We start from the raw sequence: 14,897 nt of genomic DNA, 5'->3' as shown, positions 1-14,897 counted from the left end.
CTTATTTCTACTACCAACCGAGAGGGTAACCCTATGGATTACGAAAATAAATTATTCAGCCCTGTGAAAGATAAATACAGCGGTTGGAAAGAGTCACTAAAGAATAACGAATACCTGACAGAATCAGATTTAGTGGAGTACGCTCAAATCTTAGAAGTTATGGCGGCTATTTGTATAGACCATTTTGAATATGAATCTGACCTAGAAGAGCGTGAACGCTTTATTAAGATGCTTAAGAATATGAAAAAGTATTCTAGAGAGCATACTCTGAATATCTTCACAGTATTAACGGCTCATTGTTATGACTGATTCGAATACCTCGACTGTATTATCTGTAAGGATGACTTCAGAAGAAAAGAAAGCATTTCAAGCTAAAGCTAAAAAGCTAGGCATAAGTACTAAAGAGCTTTTATTTCTAGGTGAATCATTTGAAGAGCCAGAAGAAGAGATAGAGCTTTCTACTGAATTAACTCTAGAAGAGAAAGTAAATAAAATAGTATTTGCTGATAAAGCTAACTTTTCAGGCTTCGTATACGTAAAGGTGATTCCATACTTTGATAATGGACACTGCATTAACTACTCATTTTTACCTGACAACTGGCTTAATACGCTCAGTGAGTTGGGATATCAACACAAGGAAAATCAATTATGAATCAATCTCTATTAAAAGCTGTTAAATCTGCAAAATCTCCAACTGTAAGCAAGCATGTGACGGTTGAACGTAGTGATTTAGAAAAGCTAGAAGCTGTCGCTAAAGCTGAAGGTGTAGCTCTACCACGTCTTCTAAGTGCTATCGTTAAACAAGCGGTGCAATAATATGGCTTACATTACAAACATTAATAAATCAGATGTAGGCTTATATCTGCAACCTAAGCAAAAGGTTGAAGGTGACAATTTAGCTCAGCTTTTAAAAGGTATTAACAATATCAAAGCTTCAAAGCTTTCTATCAAGGCTTCACAAGATTCTATTGAAAAATCTAAAGCTGAAATTAAAGATGGTGTTGCTGATTTCGAACAAATGCTTAGAGACATAAACGCGGTAAACGGTTATGAAGATATCGAGCTAGAAGAAGAGAAAAAAGCTACCACGCTGAAAGAGCGTATGCAGAAATCTAAAGCCTCTACAGAAGCTAGAAAAAAAGCTTTCCAAGAAAGATTAAAATAATTTATCCCCCTTCTAAATTGGTCATCTCTCTAGGGGGTGGCCTTTTTTTATTATCTGAAAAACAAAAATAGGAGACAAAAAAATGACTCATTACGATTTAACTACCCCGCTAAAAGAATTTAATATCCCTTATACAAAAGCAACTATTACACAATCCGAACGTGAAAATTTATTACGCTGGTATCAACTCTACAGGAGAACAAACAATTTCGCCCCTGTGAAGTTATTCTTAGAAAAGCTGGGTATCCAGTATAACACAGCCCCTGTGCATGTTGAGAGCCTTATTATGGGCGGTAGAGGCTTTACGAATGAAGATTAATTTACAGAGCTATGAAGCTCTAGCTCATTATACTGACTTAGATAAAAGACCAATAAGAATTAAGTCATACATCGAGACGATTATTATAGACGCATTGCTAAACAAGCCTACTAAGATTTTAGGTAAACAGGCTTCACCAAAAATTAACGGTAAATCTGAAGATATCATTCTCACCAATACAGTGATAAATATTATAAAGCAACGTATTAAAGACGAAGGATTATCGCTTACTGTGAATGACGCGGTTGATAAGTTACTACACAATGCAGTGTCGCACCAATATAGCGATAAGTATTTAAAGAAAATGCTAGGAATGGCACACAAATACCAACAAGTACTAGATGGTAATAAATGATGAACCAGAAGCAGAAGCTAGAAAATAAATTACAAGAATTAGAAAACGCTATCAGTGACGCTTTAACAATGAAGCGTTTATCTGAAGCATTCGTATTAATGAATCTACGAAATGACGTAGAAGAAGAATTACAAGGATTATAAGAATATGATTAACGAAGTATTAGCAAAACAAAAAACAGAAGAAATTACAGCTCTATTAAAAGCTAACCATGAAACCACAAAGCAATTCTTAGAGATTATGGCTACCCCTAAAGACGCTTTCCTATTTGGATTGTTTACAGAATTGGTTATTGAATTACCAGAAGGCCACCAAGAAGTATTACTAGAGCGTTTCTGCCAGATGCTTATTCAACCAGAAAGCTTAGACGAAGAGCTAGCACTCTGTGCTCAAAAGTTTTGGATAGTATTAGAGAAGTTATTCGAGCACGACACAATCACATGCTTACTTATGCAAGGTACTTTTCAGAAGTGCTACCAAGAACGTTTTATATCTAAGCCAGAATACAGATTTCTATAAGGGGTAAGTTATGAGTACAGATAATTACATTCAAAATGGTGTAACCATAGGAATTGGCATAGACGCTGATTCGTGGAATAAATTTGTAAATAAGGATGTGCCGAGAGACGCTGATAAAGTTGAACGTCACGTAAAAGGTATGGAGAAAGGTGTAAACAGCTCTTTCTCTAACATGGCAAAGAGTGCTCTAAAAGTAAGTATAGCCTTAACTGCTATCGCTCAGACAGCGAGTACTGTCTTCAATGAAGGCAACAACTATTTAGCCATGCAGAAATCTATGGCGATGGTGTCAGATTCCACAGCACAACTAAATTCGAGGTTGGCATTTACCCGTGACCTAGCAAACCAAACAGGGGCTAACCTTGCCTCGCTTGGTAAAGACTACGCTAACTTTGTAGCCTCTAACCCTGATGCAGGCGGTATGAGTGAAGAGCAAATGCAAATGGGCTATGGCGCTGTCGTAAGACGCTCTTCTGCTATGGGCGCGACCCAAGACGATATTAAAGGGGTAACCCGTGCCATTACACAGATGTTATCGAAAGGCAAAATCTCAGCAGAAGAATTACGTGGTCAGTTAGGCGAAAGAATGTCAGGCGCAACCAAGCTCTTTGCAGAGGGGTTGGGAGTTACAACACAACAGCTTAACACTATGTTAGAGAAAGGTGAGCTAATTTCTGCTAGTGCCTTACCTAAATTCTTTGAACGAGTTGCTAAAGCTAACGGCAATATGTCAGACGCTTTTGATAATAGTCGAGTATCTCTAGGCAAGCTAAAGAATACAATCACTGAAGAAAGCGGCCAATTTATGGGCGCAGGTGGCGATGAAATGTTTCAGGGCTTCATTGAAGGAACTAACAAGCTCATCGCTAGTGTTGGAGGTTTAGCTCAACAGTTAGCCCCCGTTTTCAACACTATAGGCCGCATTTTCTATGCTGTAGTAACCACCATGAGCGACGGTATCACAGAGATAACTTTGAAGATAATCGAGTTCAAGGCTTTGCTTATGGGTTGGGGCTTTTTTGACGGTGACGGAGTAAAAGATTTCAATGAGCAATTATCGATTACTGAGAAGATTTTCGGGGTAATCCTTGGGCATTTAACAGCAATGAAAGTGCTATCTACAGTAAAAGCTCTTCGTGAGATGCTAGGAGTAGGTAAAGGTGGCAAGCCTTCTTCAGGTGGTAAGACTCCTACCAAGGGAGTGGGAAAAGCTATAAGTAAAGGTACGGTAAAGCTAGGTGTCAGAGCGTTGCCTGTATTGGGTGGATTGCTGACAGCAATTGATTTAATCAGTGAGTTACCTGAGCGGGAACATACGAAACTGCATCAAACTAACCCTTCTGCAAACAATAGCATATTCCAACCCGCACCATTTGCCGCAAAAGATTCAGGCAGATACAACATTGATTTCAACCCTACGCTTATAATACACGAAAATGGTTTTACAGAATTAGACGAGGAATAAACATTATGAATGATAACCTTGGCAAGATGCTAGCTCAAAAGCTAGTTACAACGTTGCTATACGACAAGATGAATTTGTCAGATAAGAATCCATACCTAGTAATTAAATCTGTCGGTAAGTACGGCAACAAGCCTCAGAAGCAAGACAGTAAGCAAACCGATGAAGAGCTAGTAAATGGTCATCTCGCATGGGTAGATAATTACTTTGAAATTGAAGAAGAGGTACTCAAAAACCTAGTAGAAACACGTGTAGAATTTGATACCGTTACAGGCTACCAAGTACAATACTCAGGCTCTTTAACTGAGCATAGAATGTTTAATGGTGACACTGTCGCTGATGGTTTCAAAAAGAGTAACGTTGAATACCAACTCACCGCTAAAGTGTCAAATACGGCTAGAATGAGTACTCATAACGTGAGTGTCACGGCTGACCTCCTAAAAGAGGCTTGGAATATGGGATTACCTGTATACCTGCATTTACCAGACATTTCAGCGGTAAGCGGTCAAGCTAGCGCGAGTACCTATACTCCAAATGAGAACGGTTATATTTATGGAATTATCACTAATCTGAGCTTTGACCGAAATACCGATATTCAAGACGGCCTTAACATAACTATGAGTATTGTCACCCCTACTTTTTCACAATCATTAGAGGCTTCAAGCTATGAAAATCATTCTAGTGAAGTAGAAGACATAGCAAGTGACAAAGAAAGTGGTTCAGCAAGAATTGAAGGCACTAGCTTATGTAGCCAATGGGTAAGAGAATCATTTAATTTGTTTAGTAAAGATAACTATAAAGATGGTGATTTGAGAAGCCCTGAACAAGTAGAAGATACTCTAAAATCTATGAAAGGTAATGGCGCTAGTGACTGTGACATAGATGGGTTAATGGCTATCTATCGAGATGAGCATAGCAAATTCACCCAAGGCTTGAAGTAATAATTTAAAGGTTGTCTAAAGGTGACTCCTCCAATTGCGAATGTGCGCTCAATAGATTGGATTCTCTTCGGTGCATTGGACAATCTATTACCTATATCCGTATTTTGACAGTGAATACTATGTTGTAGCAAAGCTTATATCAGTGCCTTACAACAATCCAATATATGGTGAAACGCTTTAGATAATACGCCGGGTTATTATTCTGCATTTAATTTTAAACTTAGTGATAAATACTGCAATTATGCGGTTTTTTATGCATAAAGGTTCATCGTAAAGGGGTAAATAATATCAAATCACTTGAATTTGATGACTATAACTATTAATTTAGCCCGCATATTAAATGGATATACGAGTGAATCATGACTACAGAAAGCAATAAAGGCCAACCTTGGACTCAACCTATGCCTCAACAGCAGTTTGAATTTATGTCAAAGGTTGTAGCTGCACCATCGCCAATTGGCTTTGAAGCCGCTATGAGCTACGGTGTGATAAAGCCTGAGGTTGAATCTTTTATGCCACAAGATTGGGCTATTCATCAATTTAAAGGCACTGCGAGTATCGTATTTGATTCTCATCCAGGACGTGACGATCTAACTAGCGTTATGATCGTAGGTCACGCGGATAAAATTCGCATGCAAGTACGTAAAATTGATAACGATGGTAAGGTTTGGATCAACACTGACTCTTTCCTACCTACAACGCTTATCGGCCATGAAGTGCAGGTTTTCTGCCAAGACCCTGAAAATAAAGGCGCGTACAAATCAATTAAAGGCGGTACCGTAGAGGCTCTTGGTGCAATTCACTTCTCTACCCCAGGTCAGCGTTCAGGTGAGCAAGGCATTAAGCCAACTTCTATCTACCTTGAACTGCAGATGCATGGCGAAGACCGTAAGGCACAAGTAGAAGCACTTGGTCTACGTGTAGGCGACCCTATCTTGCTTGATCGCCCAATCAAACGTGGTGTGGCAGCTGACACCTTCTATGGTGCATATCTTGATAACGGCTTAGGTTGTTTCTCTGCGGTTGAAATTGCACGTACTCTGGCGAAAGAAGGCTTAGATAATGTACGTGTTCTTTATACTATCGCAACGCATGAAGAGATTGGTCGTTTTGGCTCAACTCAAGTTGTGGGTGAGCTTAAGCCTGATGTACTGATTGCAACGGATGTGAATCATGATTATGAAGCGGCTCCAGGTATTGGTGCACGTAACATGAACCCTCTTGCAATGGGCGCAGGCTTTACTATTGGCCGTGGTTCAGTTGCATCTGAGTATCTTGTACAAACATTAGAAAATGTATGTCGCGAAAAAGATATCCCTTATCAATTAGACTTCTCTGGTCGTGATATGGGTACCGATGGTATGGCAGGTGCTCTTGCAGCTGTAGATTGCGCGGCAATTACGATTGGTTATCCTATCCGTAATATGCACACTTCTTCTGAGTCTGCTCATACGGGTGACCTATTAGCCTCGATTGAAGCGATCACTGCGTTACTTCGTCATTTCAACACTATGAATGACGGAACAGGCATCTGTCGTGATGACCTGAAAAATAGCCACATCCGCTTAGACAACCTATAATTATTTAGGTTTATGCTATCTAGGGTGCTCAGTGAGCACCCTTTTTTTTGTCCGCTAGATATTTTTGACGGCATGGGGACAAAGAAAAAGCGCATCAATTTACTGACGCGCCTTTAAGAAGAGAGTAGTTGGTTAAAGGTCATGTTCTTGAAAGCGTCCTTCTATTGCGTATGGGTCGTCTTCAAATACGTGATTTGCCTTTCCTCTTAGGGTTTCGAGCTGCTGCTCGAGTTGGTTCATGCACTCAAAGTCTCCTTCCGAGCAGGCGATATAGATTTGCTGCTCCAGATCTTCAATTTTATCTCGTACGGTTATCATAACGGATTTCCTCCTCCACTCGATTTATCTTAGTTTACGAGTGGTTTCGGTAATGGGTTCAACTTATCAAAACTATTCCATATTGACCATCAGTCCGACTCCATGGACAACCGCCTAGGTTTTTGTCTAGGCTTAATTGAATTATAGATGATTGCCGATAAGGTAAAGATATGATGGCTATTTGTTAGGGGTATAACGGGCTAAGTTTTTGACTTAGTTAATAAAGAAATTTGTCTAAATATGCCAAATTTGGGTTAAAAAAGGAGCTGGAATGGATAAAATGGAGGTACTGGGCATTGACCATATAGTGCTGCGGACCAGTAATCTTGAGGCGATGTTGCTGTTTTATGCGGGGATATTAAGCTGTAAGCTTGAAAGGGAACTTCCACAACAAGGCTTAACCCAACTTAGAGCAGGCAATGCGCTTATTGACTTGGTAGTAGTTGATAGCCCCTTGGGTATGATGGGGGGTAAACCGCCACAGCAAAATGGGCGCAATCTAGACCATTTTTGTTTGCAAATAAACGCCTGTGAGCCGCAAGCATTGATTTTATTCTTACAAGAACGTGGGGTTGAAGTGTTGCCGGATGCAATTCGCTATGGTGCTTCGGGTTTTAGCTGGTCAATATACGTTCACGATCCTGAAAACAACGTGCTGGAGTTGAAACCAAGGCACTAGTCATATCTATTTACATAAAACTATCCTAACTTGCGCTTAGCCTACCGCAACTTCACTCATTGCTGACAATCACCTTGCCTAGAATCGCGACACTCTTTGGTTGTGATTTTCTATTAATTTAAAGAGTTTTCCTATGGAGTTTACTGAGAAAGATCGTGGCGCTTTATACAATACTTGGATGTCTCAAAAGGCGAAAATGAGACTTACACAGATGGAAGTTGCTCGCAAGCTGGGTGTTAGTCAAGCTGAATTCGGTGAGCTTCTTCGTGGTAAAGCAACCCTCACATATCCTTTTGTTACCCGCTTTTGTGAGATGTTGAAGATTGACCCAGCCTATGTACTGCCTGCTTTTCGTTCGAATGTAGTGATTGAAAATAGTCGCGTGACCCTGTGCTCTCGAATGACGGTCGATGGTGATATTCGCAACGTCTATGTAGAAGGTAATCAGGTAATAGTGGAATACGAACACCGCATTAATTAGGCCGTTGTAAGTTGGCTTTAAACGAGTTTTTGGGTACAGTCGCGTTAACATAAACGCAATCGTGTACCCAATATGAATCTAATCAACAAATTAAAGCAAGAATGGTTTTTGGTCGGTATGGTCGCGGCGATGGCCTTGGCGATAGTGACTCCCGATTGGGGGAAATCAGAAGGAATACTGCACTTAGACACGATTACTGTGTTTGGTATTGCGCTGGTGTTCTTTTTACATGGCCTTGGTTTATCACCAAAAGCGATTGTTGAGGGGGTGTCCAACTGGAAGTTGCACCTGTTTGTGCAATGCGCCACCTTTGTGGTTTATCCCATGTTGTGGGTTATATTCGGACATGGCTTTTTAAGCTTTATGCCGGCAGCTCTCGCATTTGGATTTTGCTATCTTTTCGTGCTGCCTAGTACTATCTCATCTTCTGTTGCAATGACCGCTATCGGTAAGGGAAACCTACCCGGCGCGATATTTAATGCTTCATTGTCAAGTATCATTGGCGTTGTTATTACCCCCTTACTGGTTCAGTTTTTTATGGGAATGGAGGGGGCAGAGCTAAACCTTGTTGAATCCGTACTTTCTATTGCCAAGATGTTGTTACTACCAATGGTTTTAGGTCAGTTAATGCGACCGTTATTGTTTGAGTGGGCACAGCGCCATAAGGCTGTGGTAGGTAAGCTCGATAAGTATGTGATCTTGCTGATTGTTTATAGCGCTTTTTGTGACTCCATTGAACATGGGATCTGGCGCGATTTTTCTACGTCGTTGCTGATTACTTCAACTCTAATCTGCTTCATTGTATTACTCGTTATGGTGCATGGCATTCAGTGGGGTGCGCGTCGGGTTGGGTTTAATCACCAAGATGAGGTGGCGGCGGTTTTTTGTGGCACTAAGAAAACCTTAGCCGCAGGTATTCCCATGGCCAAGGTTATCTTTGATCACAACCCAAATCTGGGCATGATTTTGCTGCCGATTATGCTCTACCATCCGATACAGATCTTTTACTGTGCCGTTTTGGCAAATCGCTACGCTAAGGTCGAGTTACCGTCTGCAACAAGCCCTAATCATTAGGCCGCTGATAAAACTACTGGTCGCTGTGATTGAGGGTGGGGCAGTACCTGTGTTTTCCACTGGTATACTTGCTCAAGAATCTCAGGGGTAAGCACCTCCCATGGGGTACCATCAGCGGCGATATTGCCCTTATTTAATACCACGATGCGGTCTGCATATTGCGCGGCAAGGTTTAAGTCGTGTAATACCGCGACTACGCATGCTCCAGATTCCGCTTGTGCTTTAGCTAATTGAATGGTGTTGTGCTGGTGACTTAGGTCTAGTGCAGAGGTCGGTTCGTCCAAAAACAGTATCTTGCTGTGTTCAATGGCACTGAGCTGAGTGAGTACCCGAGCAAAGTGCACGCGCTGCTTCTCACCGCCTGATAGTGTAGGGTAGAGCCGCTGTGCAAGGTGAGAGATCCCTGTTTGGCACATCTTGTCTTTGGCCACGCGGGTGATCTCTTTTTGGCCACCATTTAAGGTGAGACCACCCAATTCGACCACCTCTTGCGCGGTAAAATTAAAGGTGAGCGAGCTAGATTGAGGCAACACACCAAATTGCCTTGCGAGCAGCTTTTTATCCCATTCTTGGCTTGGTTTGCCGAATAAATAGTGTTGCCCTTCGTAGGGTATCTCATTACTAAGGGTCTTAAGCAACGTGCTTTTCCCGGTTCCGTTGGGACCGAGTAATACCGTAAACTCCCCGGAGTTAAATTGGATATTGACCTTATCTAGGATAACTTTAGAGCCAATCTTAACCGAGATATCAGTGCATCGAACAAGTGGTGCATTCATTAGATTCGCCCCTTTTGAGAAATGAGTAGCCATAAGAAGAAAGGTGCGCCCAATACTGCGGTAATAATGCCGACGGGTATCTCTAATGGTGCTACCAGAACGCGCGACAACATATCTGAGACAAGTAGCAATAGCGCACCTAATACCGTTGCGAGCGGGATCAACACCTTGTGATTTGGACCGGCTATCATTCTCCCTAAGTGGGGCACGATAAGCCCGATAAAGCCAATCATACCGGCAAGAGATACGGTGACCCCTACACCAGCTGCGGTAAGAAGGATCAGGCGACGTTTAAGTCTTTGCACATTAATTCCAAGGTGGCTGGCTTCGGCTTCTCCCAATAACAGTGCGTTGAGGTTTGCCGCATCGCGATAAAAAAGCACACCCAGAATAGCTAATACGATAGAACCAAATAACACACTGGAAAAATTAGCCCCAGCCAAAGAGCCCATGGTCCAGAGCGAGAGGTCGCGCAGTGCTTGATCGTCGGCGTAGTAATTGAGTAGTCCCAACATTGCGCCCGATAAGGCCCCAATGGCGACCCCAGCCAACAGCATCATGGTCACTGAAGTCCCAGATGGTGAGGTGCCGAGTTGATAGACAAGCAAGGTGGTAATCGCGCCGCCAAGAAATGAGAACATAGGCACAGTGCCGAACATCAGCAGTTGTGGGTAGCTCTGCGCCAGGGAGCCAAATACCACAATAGCAAGCGCTGCGCCAAGGGCGGCGCCAGCAGAAACGCCTATAATCCCAGGGTCAGCCAATGGGTTGCGGAATAAGCCTTGCATCACGGTACCGCATATTGCCAATATGCCGCCAATCGCGATGGCGAGTAGGGTTCTTGGCAAACGAACCTGCTGCACTATCATATTGATATGAGCGGGCAGTTCCGAATTATTCACCCATGGCATGAGCGCACTAAGGCTTTGCTTAAAGCTGATATCCATAGGGCCAACGCTGATGGATAGAATACTCGCCATATAAACAATAGCTAACGATCCTGCCATTAAAACTGGGGTTGGCAGTTTGAGTGAAGCGGCAAAATTCATGGTTAGTTACGCTCAAATTGTTGATGAAGGGATTCACTGAGCTCAATACTTTCAATCCCAAAGCCGCCGATTATGGCGCTACTTGGGATCGGGATAATTCGCGCTTGTGTTGCCGCAGGGGTTGCAGCAAGCAATGGAAACTTGTTGATTATACCTTGCGCTCCCCCGAGTTCATCCCATGCGCGTTGGCTCACTAATAGGTAATCGGGCTGGATACCCACGATAGCTTCTAGTGACATAGACTTATAAGAGCTAAACTCTTTGTTGGCGGGGTTTTGCCCGCCTGCAAGACGTATAATTTTGTCAATCGTAGTTTGGGAGCCGGCAATGGTCGCGGGGCGTCCTTCGCTCAACATAGCAAACATTGCTTTAGGCTGCGCGTCTAAACTCTGATGCTCAAGGGTCTCTATCTTGGCATGCAAATCGTGTTTAAGCTGGGTTGCCTTGTTTTGGGTATGGGTGATCTGAGCAATAGTATCAATTCGAGCGATAAGATCTTGCTCGCTATCACCTGACGGTACCGTGATGACTTTAATGCCTGCTGACTTTAATAGCTCAAGAGTTGAATCAGGCCCCATTTCATGTGACCCAATCAAATGAGTCGGGTTTTGCGCCATAAGTCCTTCAGCAGACAGTTGGCGATGATAACCCACTTGAGGGAGCGTGTGTTGAGGGTCAAAATTGCGGCTGGTCACATCGATGGCAACCAATTGCTCTTTGGCATCTAAGGCATACATAAGCTCGGTAATGCTCGAACCGACACTAATGATTCGGTTTTCAGCATTTGCATTGCAAGCTACGGCAGTGATTAGGAGTAACAGCAGTCGTTTCATTATTTTTTCTCTTCCATAACGATATTGGTTGCGGAGATATTGTGGTTTTGAAGCCATGCCAGAACCTTTAGCATGGACTCAACATCGGCAGATTTATCTGGGGATATGATTAGGTTGCGCTTAGGCTGAGAGTGAACCTGAAGGTTAAGAGCCTGAGTGAAGGTTTCCCAATCTTGGTACGGTTTACCATCAATAGCCCATTTGGGCTCGCTAGCAAGTATGTTTACGGTGATGGCAGACTTGTCCTGTGAGCTCAACACCTGACTATCGTCAGTTTGAGGGATCGTCACATCCATGGTCTTGATGCTGATATTGGCTGTAAGTAGCAAAAACACCATCACAATAAAGATAATATCCAGTAGCGGTGTTAGATCCGGCTTGAACTCTTCATCAAACAGTGTTGATTGGGACTTGATCATGCTGGGACCTCGTCACAAGACTTGGCGTTTTCAGGGCACTCAATAGAGATCCCTTCTATATGTAGGTTGCTGTGATTAAGGGTATATTCGATTTTTGCCAGCGTTTTTTCTACCCACATACCCAGCAGTTGCGCACCAGTAATGGCTGGCAATGCAATGATTAATCCGGCGGCAGTGGTCGACATTGCCAGCCCAAGTCCATCGGCAAGTACAGCGGGTGTAATGGAACCTGAGGTCAATGCCAACCCTTTGAACATATCAATCAGCCCCAATACGGTGCCTAGCAGCCCAATCAACGGACTGATAACACCAATGATTGATAGAATTCGAATCCCCGATTTGTATTGTTGACGCTTTTTAAACAGCCAGATACTGACCGCTTCTTCGCGCAGAGCTTTATTGAAGCTTCTATGTCCTAATAACATCCGCATGGCTTGAAAAATTAGCGCTTTTCCTTGTAGGTCATTCTCTATAAAACGCTCAACCTGTGACGAACATGAGAAATTGATGTGATGAACCTTAGATAGGATTTGAGTTGTGTAGGTACGGCCATTTATCAGCATGTACACGGTGCGCTCGATAATAAGCATCAAGGTCAATGCCGACATTAGAGTTAATGGAATAGTCATCATTCCTAATTGGCTATAGAGTACGGTTAGGGTTTGCATAGTTTACTCATTACTTAAGTTTGAAATTAATTGGGACTTGCACTCGATAAGCAATATGCTGTCCATCTTCACTGCGGCGTTGGAATTGCCACTGGGCGATCGCCTTTAGTGCCGCCTTGTCTAATATTTTGTGTCCCGAGGATTGAACAATTTGTTGTTTAGTCTGCTTGCCCAACGGGTTGATCCAAACCTCTACTAGGGTTTTGCCATGCCACCCCTTTTTTTGCGCCAGCCTCGGATACCCAACCGGAGTAGGCTTTGCTGAAAAGCTCGGTTTTTTCACCAATTTCGGCAGGCTCGTACTTGCCGTATTAGTTATGGGCTCTGTTTTTGGTGCCAGTGTTTTCTCTGGGCTTGGCTTTTCAATCTTCGGTTTTGGTGTGGCTACTTTTTTAGGCTTAACTGGCTCAGCTTTATTTACAGGTGGCGGTTTTGCTGCCTTTACTGGTTTCGGTTTCGGTTTCGGTTTCGGTTTCGGTTTCGGTTTCGGGGCATGCTCAATCTTTTTAGCTGGTGCGATTTTTTTCTCAACGGGCGTTTTGGCCTCAATTTCAGGCTCTGCTGATTGTACTGCAGAGATAAATTGCATGCTCATTGCTTGACCTGACGTATCGCTCGCCATCTTAATTTCTGGTGCCGGTTTAGAATATGCCAGTGCAACTATATGAATTAAAAGTGAAATTCCGCCTGCGACTAAATATCTGTAGTGCTTCACTAGTGACCCACATGTTTAGAAAATATAAAGAATAATCCGCATTATCCATCCAATCGAAATGAAATCAATTCTCATTATCGTTTTTATTTAGATCTGGGATCTCGTTCACAATGCGCTATAAATGAGATTCATTCGCATTAAAATATGAGTAACAATGTAATCAATTCGCAACATCAATAGATTTTGAAGTCGTTATTATGAACCTTGAATTGAACAATACTGATATCACAGGAAAGCATACTCCTGACCCTTTACGCTTCGCTTTTGACAAGAAAAAGGGCCCCCATGCTGGTGGTATGTCTAAGCCAGTATCTGCCGCAGAAGCTCAATTGAAACTGCAACAAGCTTTGGCAAATGGTGGGGAGAAGGGAGCTCGGTGCCTCTATATTCACATCCCCTTTTGTCGAGTGCGCTGCACCTATTGCAACTTTTTTCAGTACGCATCAAGCCAGAAGCTCATTGACCAATATTTCGAGGCATTAAAGCAAGAATTACGTTGGAAGGCGGAAATGACATGGACTCAGGCATTTCCATTTCAAGCTGTTTATATCGGCGGCGGAACACCTACCGATCTCAGTGCGGCTCAAATTAAAGAACTTGGCCAGCTAATCCGACGACATTTCCCGTTAACGCCAGATTGCGAAATCACTCTAGAAGGGCGTATTAATCGTTTTGATGACCAGAAATTTGAGTCTGCTCTAGAAGGCGGTATCAATCGCTTTTCATTTGGAGTACAGAGCTTTGATAGTAAGGTGCGTCGCAGTGCCAAGCGTTTGAATGATGGTGATGAAGTCCTGTCGCGATTACAGCATTTTGTAAGCTACGACAGTGCTCCTATCGTTATTGACCTTTTGTACGGACTGCCATATCAGACCCTTGATATTTGGCAGAAAGACTTAGCACTCTACTTAGAAAGCGGAGCACATGGTGTTGACCTCTATCAGTTAATAGAGATGCAAAACCTGCCTATGGGACGATTGGTCGAGCAGGGCAAGCTACCACAGCCTGCAAATACACAAACTAAAGCCAGCATGTATCAGATGGGTGTTGAGTTTATGGCTAAGCATCATCAGCGCCGTCTTAGTGTGAACCATTGGAGTTGTGATAACCGTGAGCGCTCAATTTATAACAGCTTGGCGAAGACTTCAGCTCAGGTAATGCCATTGGGCGCGGGTGCTGGGGGCAATATTAACGGTGTTAGCTCTATGCAGTACCGTGATATGGACCAATATATAGAAGCGGTGAATAGTAAACAATTTGCTGCGGGAATGGCGTTTATTAGCGCTGAGAACGCAGGTCTGACTAATACCATTAAGGCCGCTTTTGACCGTGGCGTATTGAGTGACCGAGTATTACCTAACGGACTATTTAATGCGCTAATGCCTCTATTTGAAATATGGCAACGTCATGGTTTAGTTGACGTTAATCATGGCTATCTTTCTTTGACCCTCGCGGGACAATTCTGGTCAGTGACACTGGCGCAAAATCTTATTCAAGTTATCTCTAACAACCCAAATACAATCATTAAAGCTGCGTAATCTTAA

Annotated in this window: 22 protein-coding genes; 15 read left to right on the top strand and 7 right to left on the bottom strand. The window is 42.9% G+C overall.

Annotated elements, in window-relative coordinates; genetic code table 11:
- Nucleotides 1-33 precede the first annotated feature (33 nt).
- From OCU28_RS15200 to OCU28_RS15150, 11 genes are all read left to right on the top strand, one after another.
- Nucleotides 34-309: a hypothetical protein gene (locus OCU28_RS15200; protein WP_261817731.1), complete on the top strand. Its 276-nt coding sequence runs from the start codon at nucleotides 34-36 to the stop codon at nucleotides 307-309.
- Nucleotides 302-652 carry a hypothetical protein gene (locus OCU28_RS15195; RefSeq protein ID WP_261817730.1) on the top strand — a complete coding sequence of 117 codons (351 nt, stop codon included), beginning with the start codon at nucleotides 302-304 and terminating at the stop codon, nucleotides 650-652. The genes OCU28_RS15200 and OCU28_RS15195 overlap by 8 nt, the downstream gene beginning before the upstream one ends.
- Nucleotides 649-816 carry a hypothetical protein gene (locus OCU28_RS15190; RefSeq protein ID WP_261817729.1) on the top strand — a complete coding sequence of 56 codons (168 nt, stop codon included), beginning with the start codon at nucleotides 649-651 and terminating at the stop codon, nucleotides 814-816. Before OCU28_RS15195 ends, OCU28_RS15190 begins: the two co-directional genes overlap by 4 nt.
- 1 nt (nucleotide 817) lies before the next feature.
- Nucleotides 818-1,165, top strand: a complete 348-nt coding sequence (locus tag OCU28_RS15185) for a hypothetical protein (protein WP_261817728.1) — start codon at nucleotides 818-820, stop codon at nucleotides 1,163-1,165.
- Between the two features lie 82 nt (nucleotides 1,166-1,247).
- A complete protein-coding gene (locus tag OCU28_RS15180) occupies nucleotides 1,248-1,484 on the top strand; it encodes a hypothetical protein (RefSeq protein ID WP_261817727.1) in 237 nt (78 codons plus the stop codon).
- Nucleotides 1,474-1,839: a hypothetical protein gene (locus tag OCU28_RS15175; RefSeq protein WP_261817726.1), complete on the top strand. Its 366-nt coding sequence runs from the start codon at nucleotides 1,474-1,476 to the stop codon at nucleotides 1,837-1,839. The genes OCU28_RS15180 and OCU28_RS15175 overlap by 11 nt, the downstream gene beginning before the upstream one ends.
- Nucleotides 1,836-1,982 (top strand): hypothetical protein, encoded by a 147-nt coding sequence (locus OCU28_RS15170; protein ID WP_261817725.1) that lies wholly within the window; start codon nucleotides 1,836-1,838, stop codon nucleotides 1,980-1,982. Before OCU28_RS15175 ends, OCU28_RS15170 begins: the two co-directional genes overlap by 4 nt.
- A gap of 4 nt (nucleotides 1,983-1,986) precedes the next feature.
- Nucleotides 1,987-2,358: a hypothetical protein gene (locus tag OCU28_RS15165; protein WP_261817724.1), complete on the top strand. Its 372-nt coding sequence runs from the start codon at nucleotides 1,987-1,989 to the stop codon at nucleotides 2,356-2,358.
- Between the two features lie 10 nt (nucleotides 2,359-2,368).
- A complete protein-coding gene (locus OCU28_RS15160; protein WP_261817723.1) occupies nucleotides 2,369-3,823 on the top strand; it encodes a tape measure protein in 1,455 nt (484 codons plus the stop codon).
- A 5-nt stretch (nucleotides 3,824-3,828) separates the two neighbouring features.
- On the top strand, nucleotides 3,829-4,761 hold the full coding sequence (locus OCU28_RS15155; RefSeq protein ID WP_261817722.1) for a phage baseplate protein: 933 nt from the start codon (nucleotides 3,829-3,831) through the stop codon (nucleotides 4,759-4,761).
- 359 nt (nucleotides 4,762-5,120) lie between these two features.
- The gene (locus OCU28_RS15150; RefSeq protein WP_261817721.1) at nucleotides 5,121-6,341 is read left to right on the top strand and encodes a M20/M25/M40 family metallo-hydrolase; all 1,221 of its coding nucleotides are present in this window, start codon (nucleotides 5,121-5,123) and stop codon (nucleotides 6,339-6,341) included.
- Between the two features lie 132 nt (nucleotides 6,342-6,473).
- On the opposite strand, the gene OCU28_RS15145 is transcribed toward OCU28_RS15150, so the two are convergent.
- On the bottom strand, nucleotides 6,474-6,656 hold the full coding sequence (locus tag OCU28_RS15145) for a hypothetical protein (RefSeq protein WP_261818287.1): 183 nt from the start codon (nucleotides 6,654-6,656) through the stop codon (nucleotides 6,474-6,476).
- 274 nt (nucleotides 6,657-6,930) lie between these two features.
- Between OCU28_RS15145 and OCU28_RS15140 the strand changes: the two genes are divergently transcribed.
- From OCU28_RS15140 to OCU28_RS15130, 3 genes are all read left to right on the top strand, one after another.
- The gene (locus OCU28_RS15140; RefSeq protein ID WP_261817720.1) at nucleotides 6,931-7,338 is read left to right on the top strand and encodes a VOC family protein; all 408 of its coding nucleotides are present in this window, start codon (nucleotides 6,931-6,933) and stop codon (nucleotides 7,336-7,338) included.
- A gap of 133 nt (nucleotides 7,339-7,471) precedes the next feature.
- The gene (locus OCU28_RS15135; RefSeq protein ID WP_261817719.1) at nucleotides 7,472-7,819 is read left to right on the top strand and encodes a helix-turn-helix domain-containing protein; all 348 of its coding nucleotides are present in this window, start codon (nucleotides 7,472-7,474) and stop codon (nucleotides 7,817-7,819) included.
- 72 nt (nucleotides 7,820-7,891) lie between these two features.
- Nucleotides 7,892-8,893, top strand: a complete 1,002-nt coding sequence (locus tag OCU28_RS15130) for a bile acid:sodium symporter family protein (RefSeq protein ID WP_261817718.1) — start codon at nucleotides 7,892-7,894, stop codon at nucleotides 8,891-8,893.
- Here OCU28_RS15130 and OCU28_RS15125 read toward each other — a convergent pair.
- The 6 genes from OCU28_RS15125 to OCU28_RS15100 are packed head-to-tail and all read right to left on the bottom strand — an operon-like array spanning nucleotide 8,890 to nucleotide 13,353.
- Nucleotides 8,890-9,669, bottom strand: coding sequence for a heme ABC transporter ATP-binding protein (locus tag OCU28_RS15125; protein WP_261817717.1), 780 nt, complete (start codon nucleotides 9,667-9,669; stop codon nucleotides 8,890-8,892). The genes OCU28_RS15130 and OCU28_RS15125 overlap by 4 nt on opposite strands.
- Nucleotides 9,669-10,718 carry a FecCD family ABC transporter permease gene (locus OCU28_RS15120; RefSeq protein WP_390623821.1) on the bottom strand — a complete coding sequence of 350 codons (1,050 nt, stop codon included), beginning with the start codon at nucleotides 10,716-10,718 and terminating at the stop codon, nucleotides 9,669-9,671. Before OCU28_RS15120 ends, OCU28_RS15125 begins: the two co-directional genes overlap by 1 nt.
- Nucleotides 10,719-10,720: 2 nt before the next feature.
- A complete protein-coding gene (locus tag OCU28_RS15115) occupies nucleotides 10,721-11,551 on the bottom strand; it encodes a heme/hemin ABC transporter substrate-binding protein (protein WP_261817716.1) in 831 nt (276 codons plus the stop codon).
- A complete protein-coding gene (locus tag OCU28_RS15110) occupies nucleotides 11,551-11,970 on the bottom strand; it encodes an ExbD/TolR family protein (RefSeq protein WP_261817715.1) in 420 nt (139 codons plus the stop codon). Before OCU28_RS15110 ends, OCU28_RS15115 begins: the two co-directional genes overlap by 1 nt.
- A complete protein-coding gene (locus OCU28_RS15105) occupies nucleotides 11,967-12,638 on the bottom strand; it encodes a MotA/TolQ/ExbB proton channel family protein (protein WP_261817714.1) in 672 nt (223 codons plus the stop codon). Before OCU28_RS15105 ends, OCU28_RS15110 begins: the two co-directional genes overlap by 4 nt.
- Nucleotides 12,639-12,648: 10 nt before the next feature.
- On the bottom strand, nucleotides 12,649-13,353 hold the full coding sequence (locus OCU28_RS15100) for an energy transducer TonB (protein WP_261817713.1): 705 nt from the start codon (nucleotides 13,351-13,353) through the stop codon (nucleotides 12,649-12,651).
- 197 nt (nucleotides 13,354-13,550) lie between these two features.
- Between OCU28_RS15100 and hutW the strand changes: the two genes are divergently transcribed.
- The gene (gene hutW / locus OCU28_RS15095; protein WP_261817712.1) at nucleotides 13,551-14,891 is read left to right on the top strand and encodes a heme anaerobic degradation radical SAM methyltransferase ChuW/HutW; all 1,341 of its coding nucleotides are present in this window, start codon (nucleotides 13,551-13,553) and stop codon (nucleotides 14,889-14,891) included.
- Nucleotides 14,892-14,897: the final 6 nt, after the last annotated feature.

The organism is Vibrio gallicus, assembly GCF_024346875.1.
GTDB lineage: Bacteria > Pseudomonadota > Gammaproteobacteria > Enterobacterales > Vibrionaceae > Vibrio > Vibrio gallicus.
This window is presented reverse-complemented; position numbering and strand designations above follow the sequence as displayed.

Excerpts from the sequence above, each read along its gene's own strand:
- OCU28_RS15200 (WP_261817731.1), top strand. The coding sequence starts at position 34 with ATGGATTACGAAAATAAATTATTCAGCCCTGTGAAAGATAAATACAGC.
- OCU28_RS15195 (WP_261817730.1), top strand. The coding sequence starts at position 302 with ATGACTGATTCGAATACCTCGACTGTATTATCTGTAAGGATGACTTCA.
- OCU28_RS15190 (WP_261817729.1), top strand. The coding sequence starts at position 649 with ATGAATCAATCTCTATTAAAAGCTGTTAAATCTGCAAAATCTCCAACT.
- OCU28_RS15185 (WP_261817728.1), top strand. The coding sequence starts at position 818 with ATGGCTTACATTACAAACATTAATAAATCAGATGTAGGCTTATATCTG.
- OCU28_RS15180 (WP_261817727.1), top strand. The coding sequence starts at position 1,248 with ATGACTCATTACGATTTAACTACCCCGCTAAAAGAATTTAATATCCCT.
- OCU28_RS15175 (WP_261817726.1), top strand. The coding sequence starts at position 1,474 with ATGAAGATTAATTTACAGAGCTATGAAGCTCTAGCTCATTATACTGAC.
- OCU28_RS15170 (WP_261817725.1), top strand. The coding sequence starts at position 1,836 with ATGATGAACCAGAAGCAGAAGCTAGAAAATAAATTACAAGAATTAGAA.
- OCU28_RS15165 (WP_261817724.1), top strand. The coding sequence starts at position 1,987 with ATGATTAACGAAGTATTAGCAAAACAAAAAACAGAAGAAATTACAGCT.
- OCU28_RS15160 (WP_261817723.1), top strand. The coding sequence starts at position 2,369 with ATGAGTACAGATAATTACATTCAAAATGGTGTAACCATAGGAATTGGC.
- OCU28_RS15155 (WP_261817722.1), top strand. The coding sequence starts at position 3,829 with ATGAATGATAACCTTGGCAAGATGCTAGCTCAAAAGCTAGTTACAACG.
- OCU28_RS15150 (WP_261817721.1), top strand. The coding sequence starts at position 5,121 with ATGACTACAGAAAGCAATAAAGGCCAACCTTGGACTCAACCTATGCCT.
- OCU28_RS15140 (WP_261817720.1), top strand. The coding sequence starts at position 6,931 with ATGGATAAAATGGAGGTACTGGGCATTGACCATATAGTGCTGCGGACC.
- OCU28_RS15135 (WP_261817719.1), top strand. The coding sequence starts at position 7,472 with ATGGAGTTTACTGAGAAAGATCGTGGCGCTTTATACAATACTTGGATG.
- OCU28_RS15130 (WP_261817718.1), top strand. The coding sequence starts at position 7,892 with ATGAATCTAATCAACAAATTAAAGCAAGAATGGTTTTTGGTCGGTATG.
- OCU28_RS15125 (WP_261817717.1), bottom strand. The coding sequence starts at position 9,669 with ATGAATGCACCACTTGTTCGATGCACTGATATCTCGGTTAAGATTGGC.
- OCU28_RS15120 (WP_390623821.1), bottom strand. The coding sequence starts at position 10,718 with ATGAATTTTGCCGCTTCACTCAAACTGCCAACCCCAGTTTTAATGGCA.
- OCU28_RS15115 (WP_261817716.1), bottom strand. The coding sequence starts at position 11,551 with ATGAAACGACTGCTGTTACTCCTAATCACTGCCGTAGCTTGCAATGCA.
- OCU28_RS15110 (WP_261817715.1), bottom strand. The coding sequence starts at position 11,970 with ATGATCAAGTCCCAATCAACACTGTTTGATGAAGAGTTCAAGCCGGAT.
- OCU28_RS15105 (WP_261817714.1), bottom strand. The coding sequence starts at position 12,638 with ATGCAAACCCTAACCGTACTCTATAGCCAATTAGGAATGATGACTATT.
- hutW (WP_261817712.1), top strand. The coding sequence starts at position 13,551 with ATGAACCTTGAATTGAACAATACTGATATCACAGGAAAGCATACTCCT.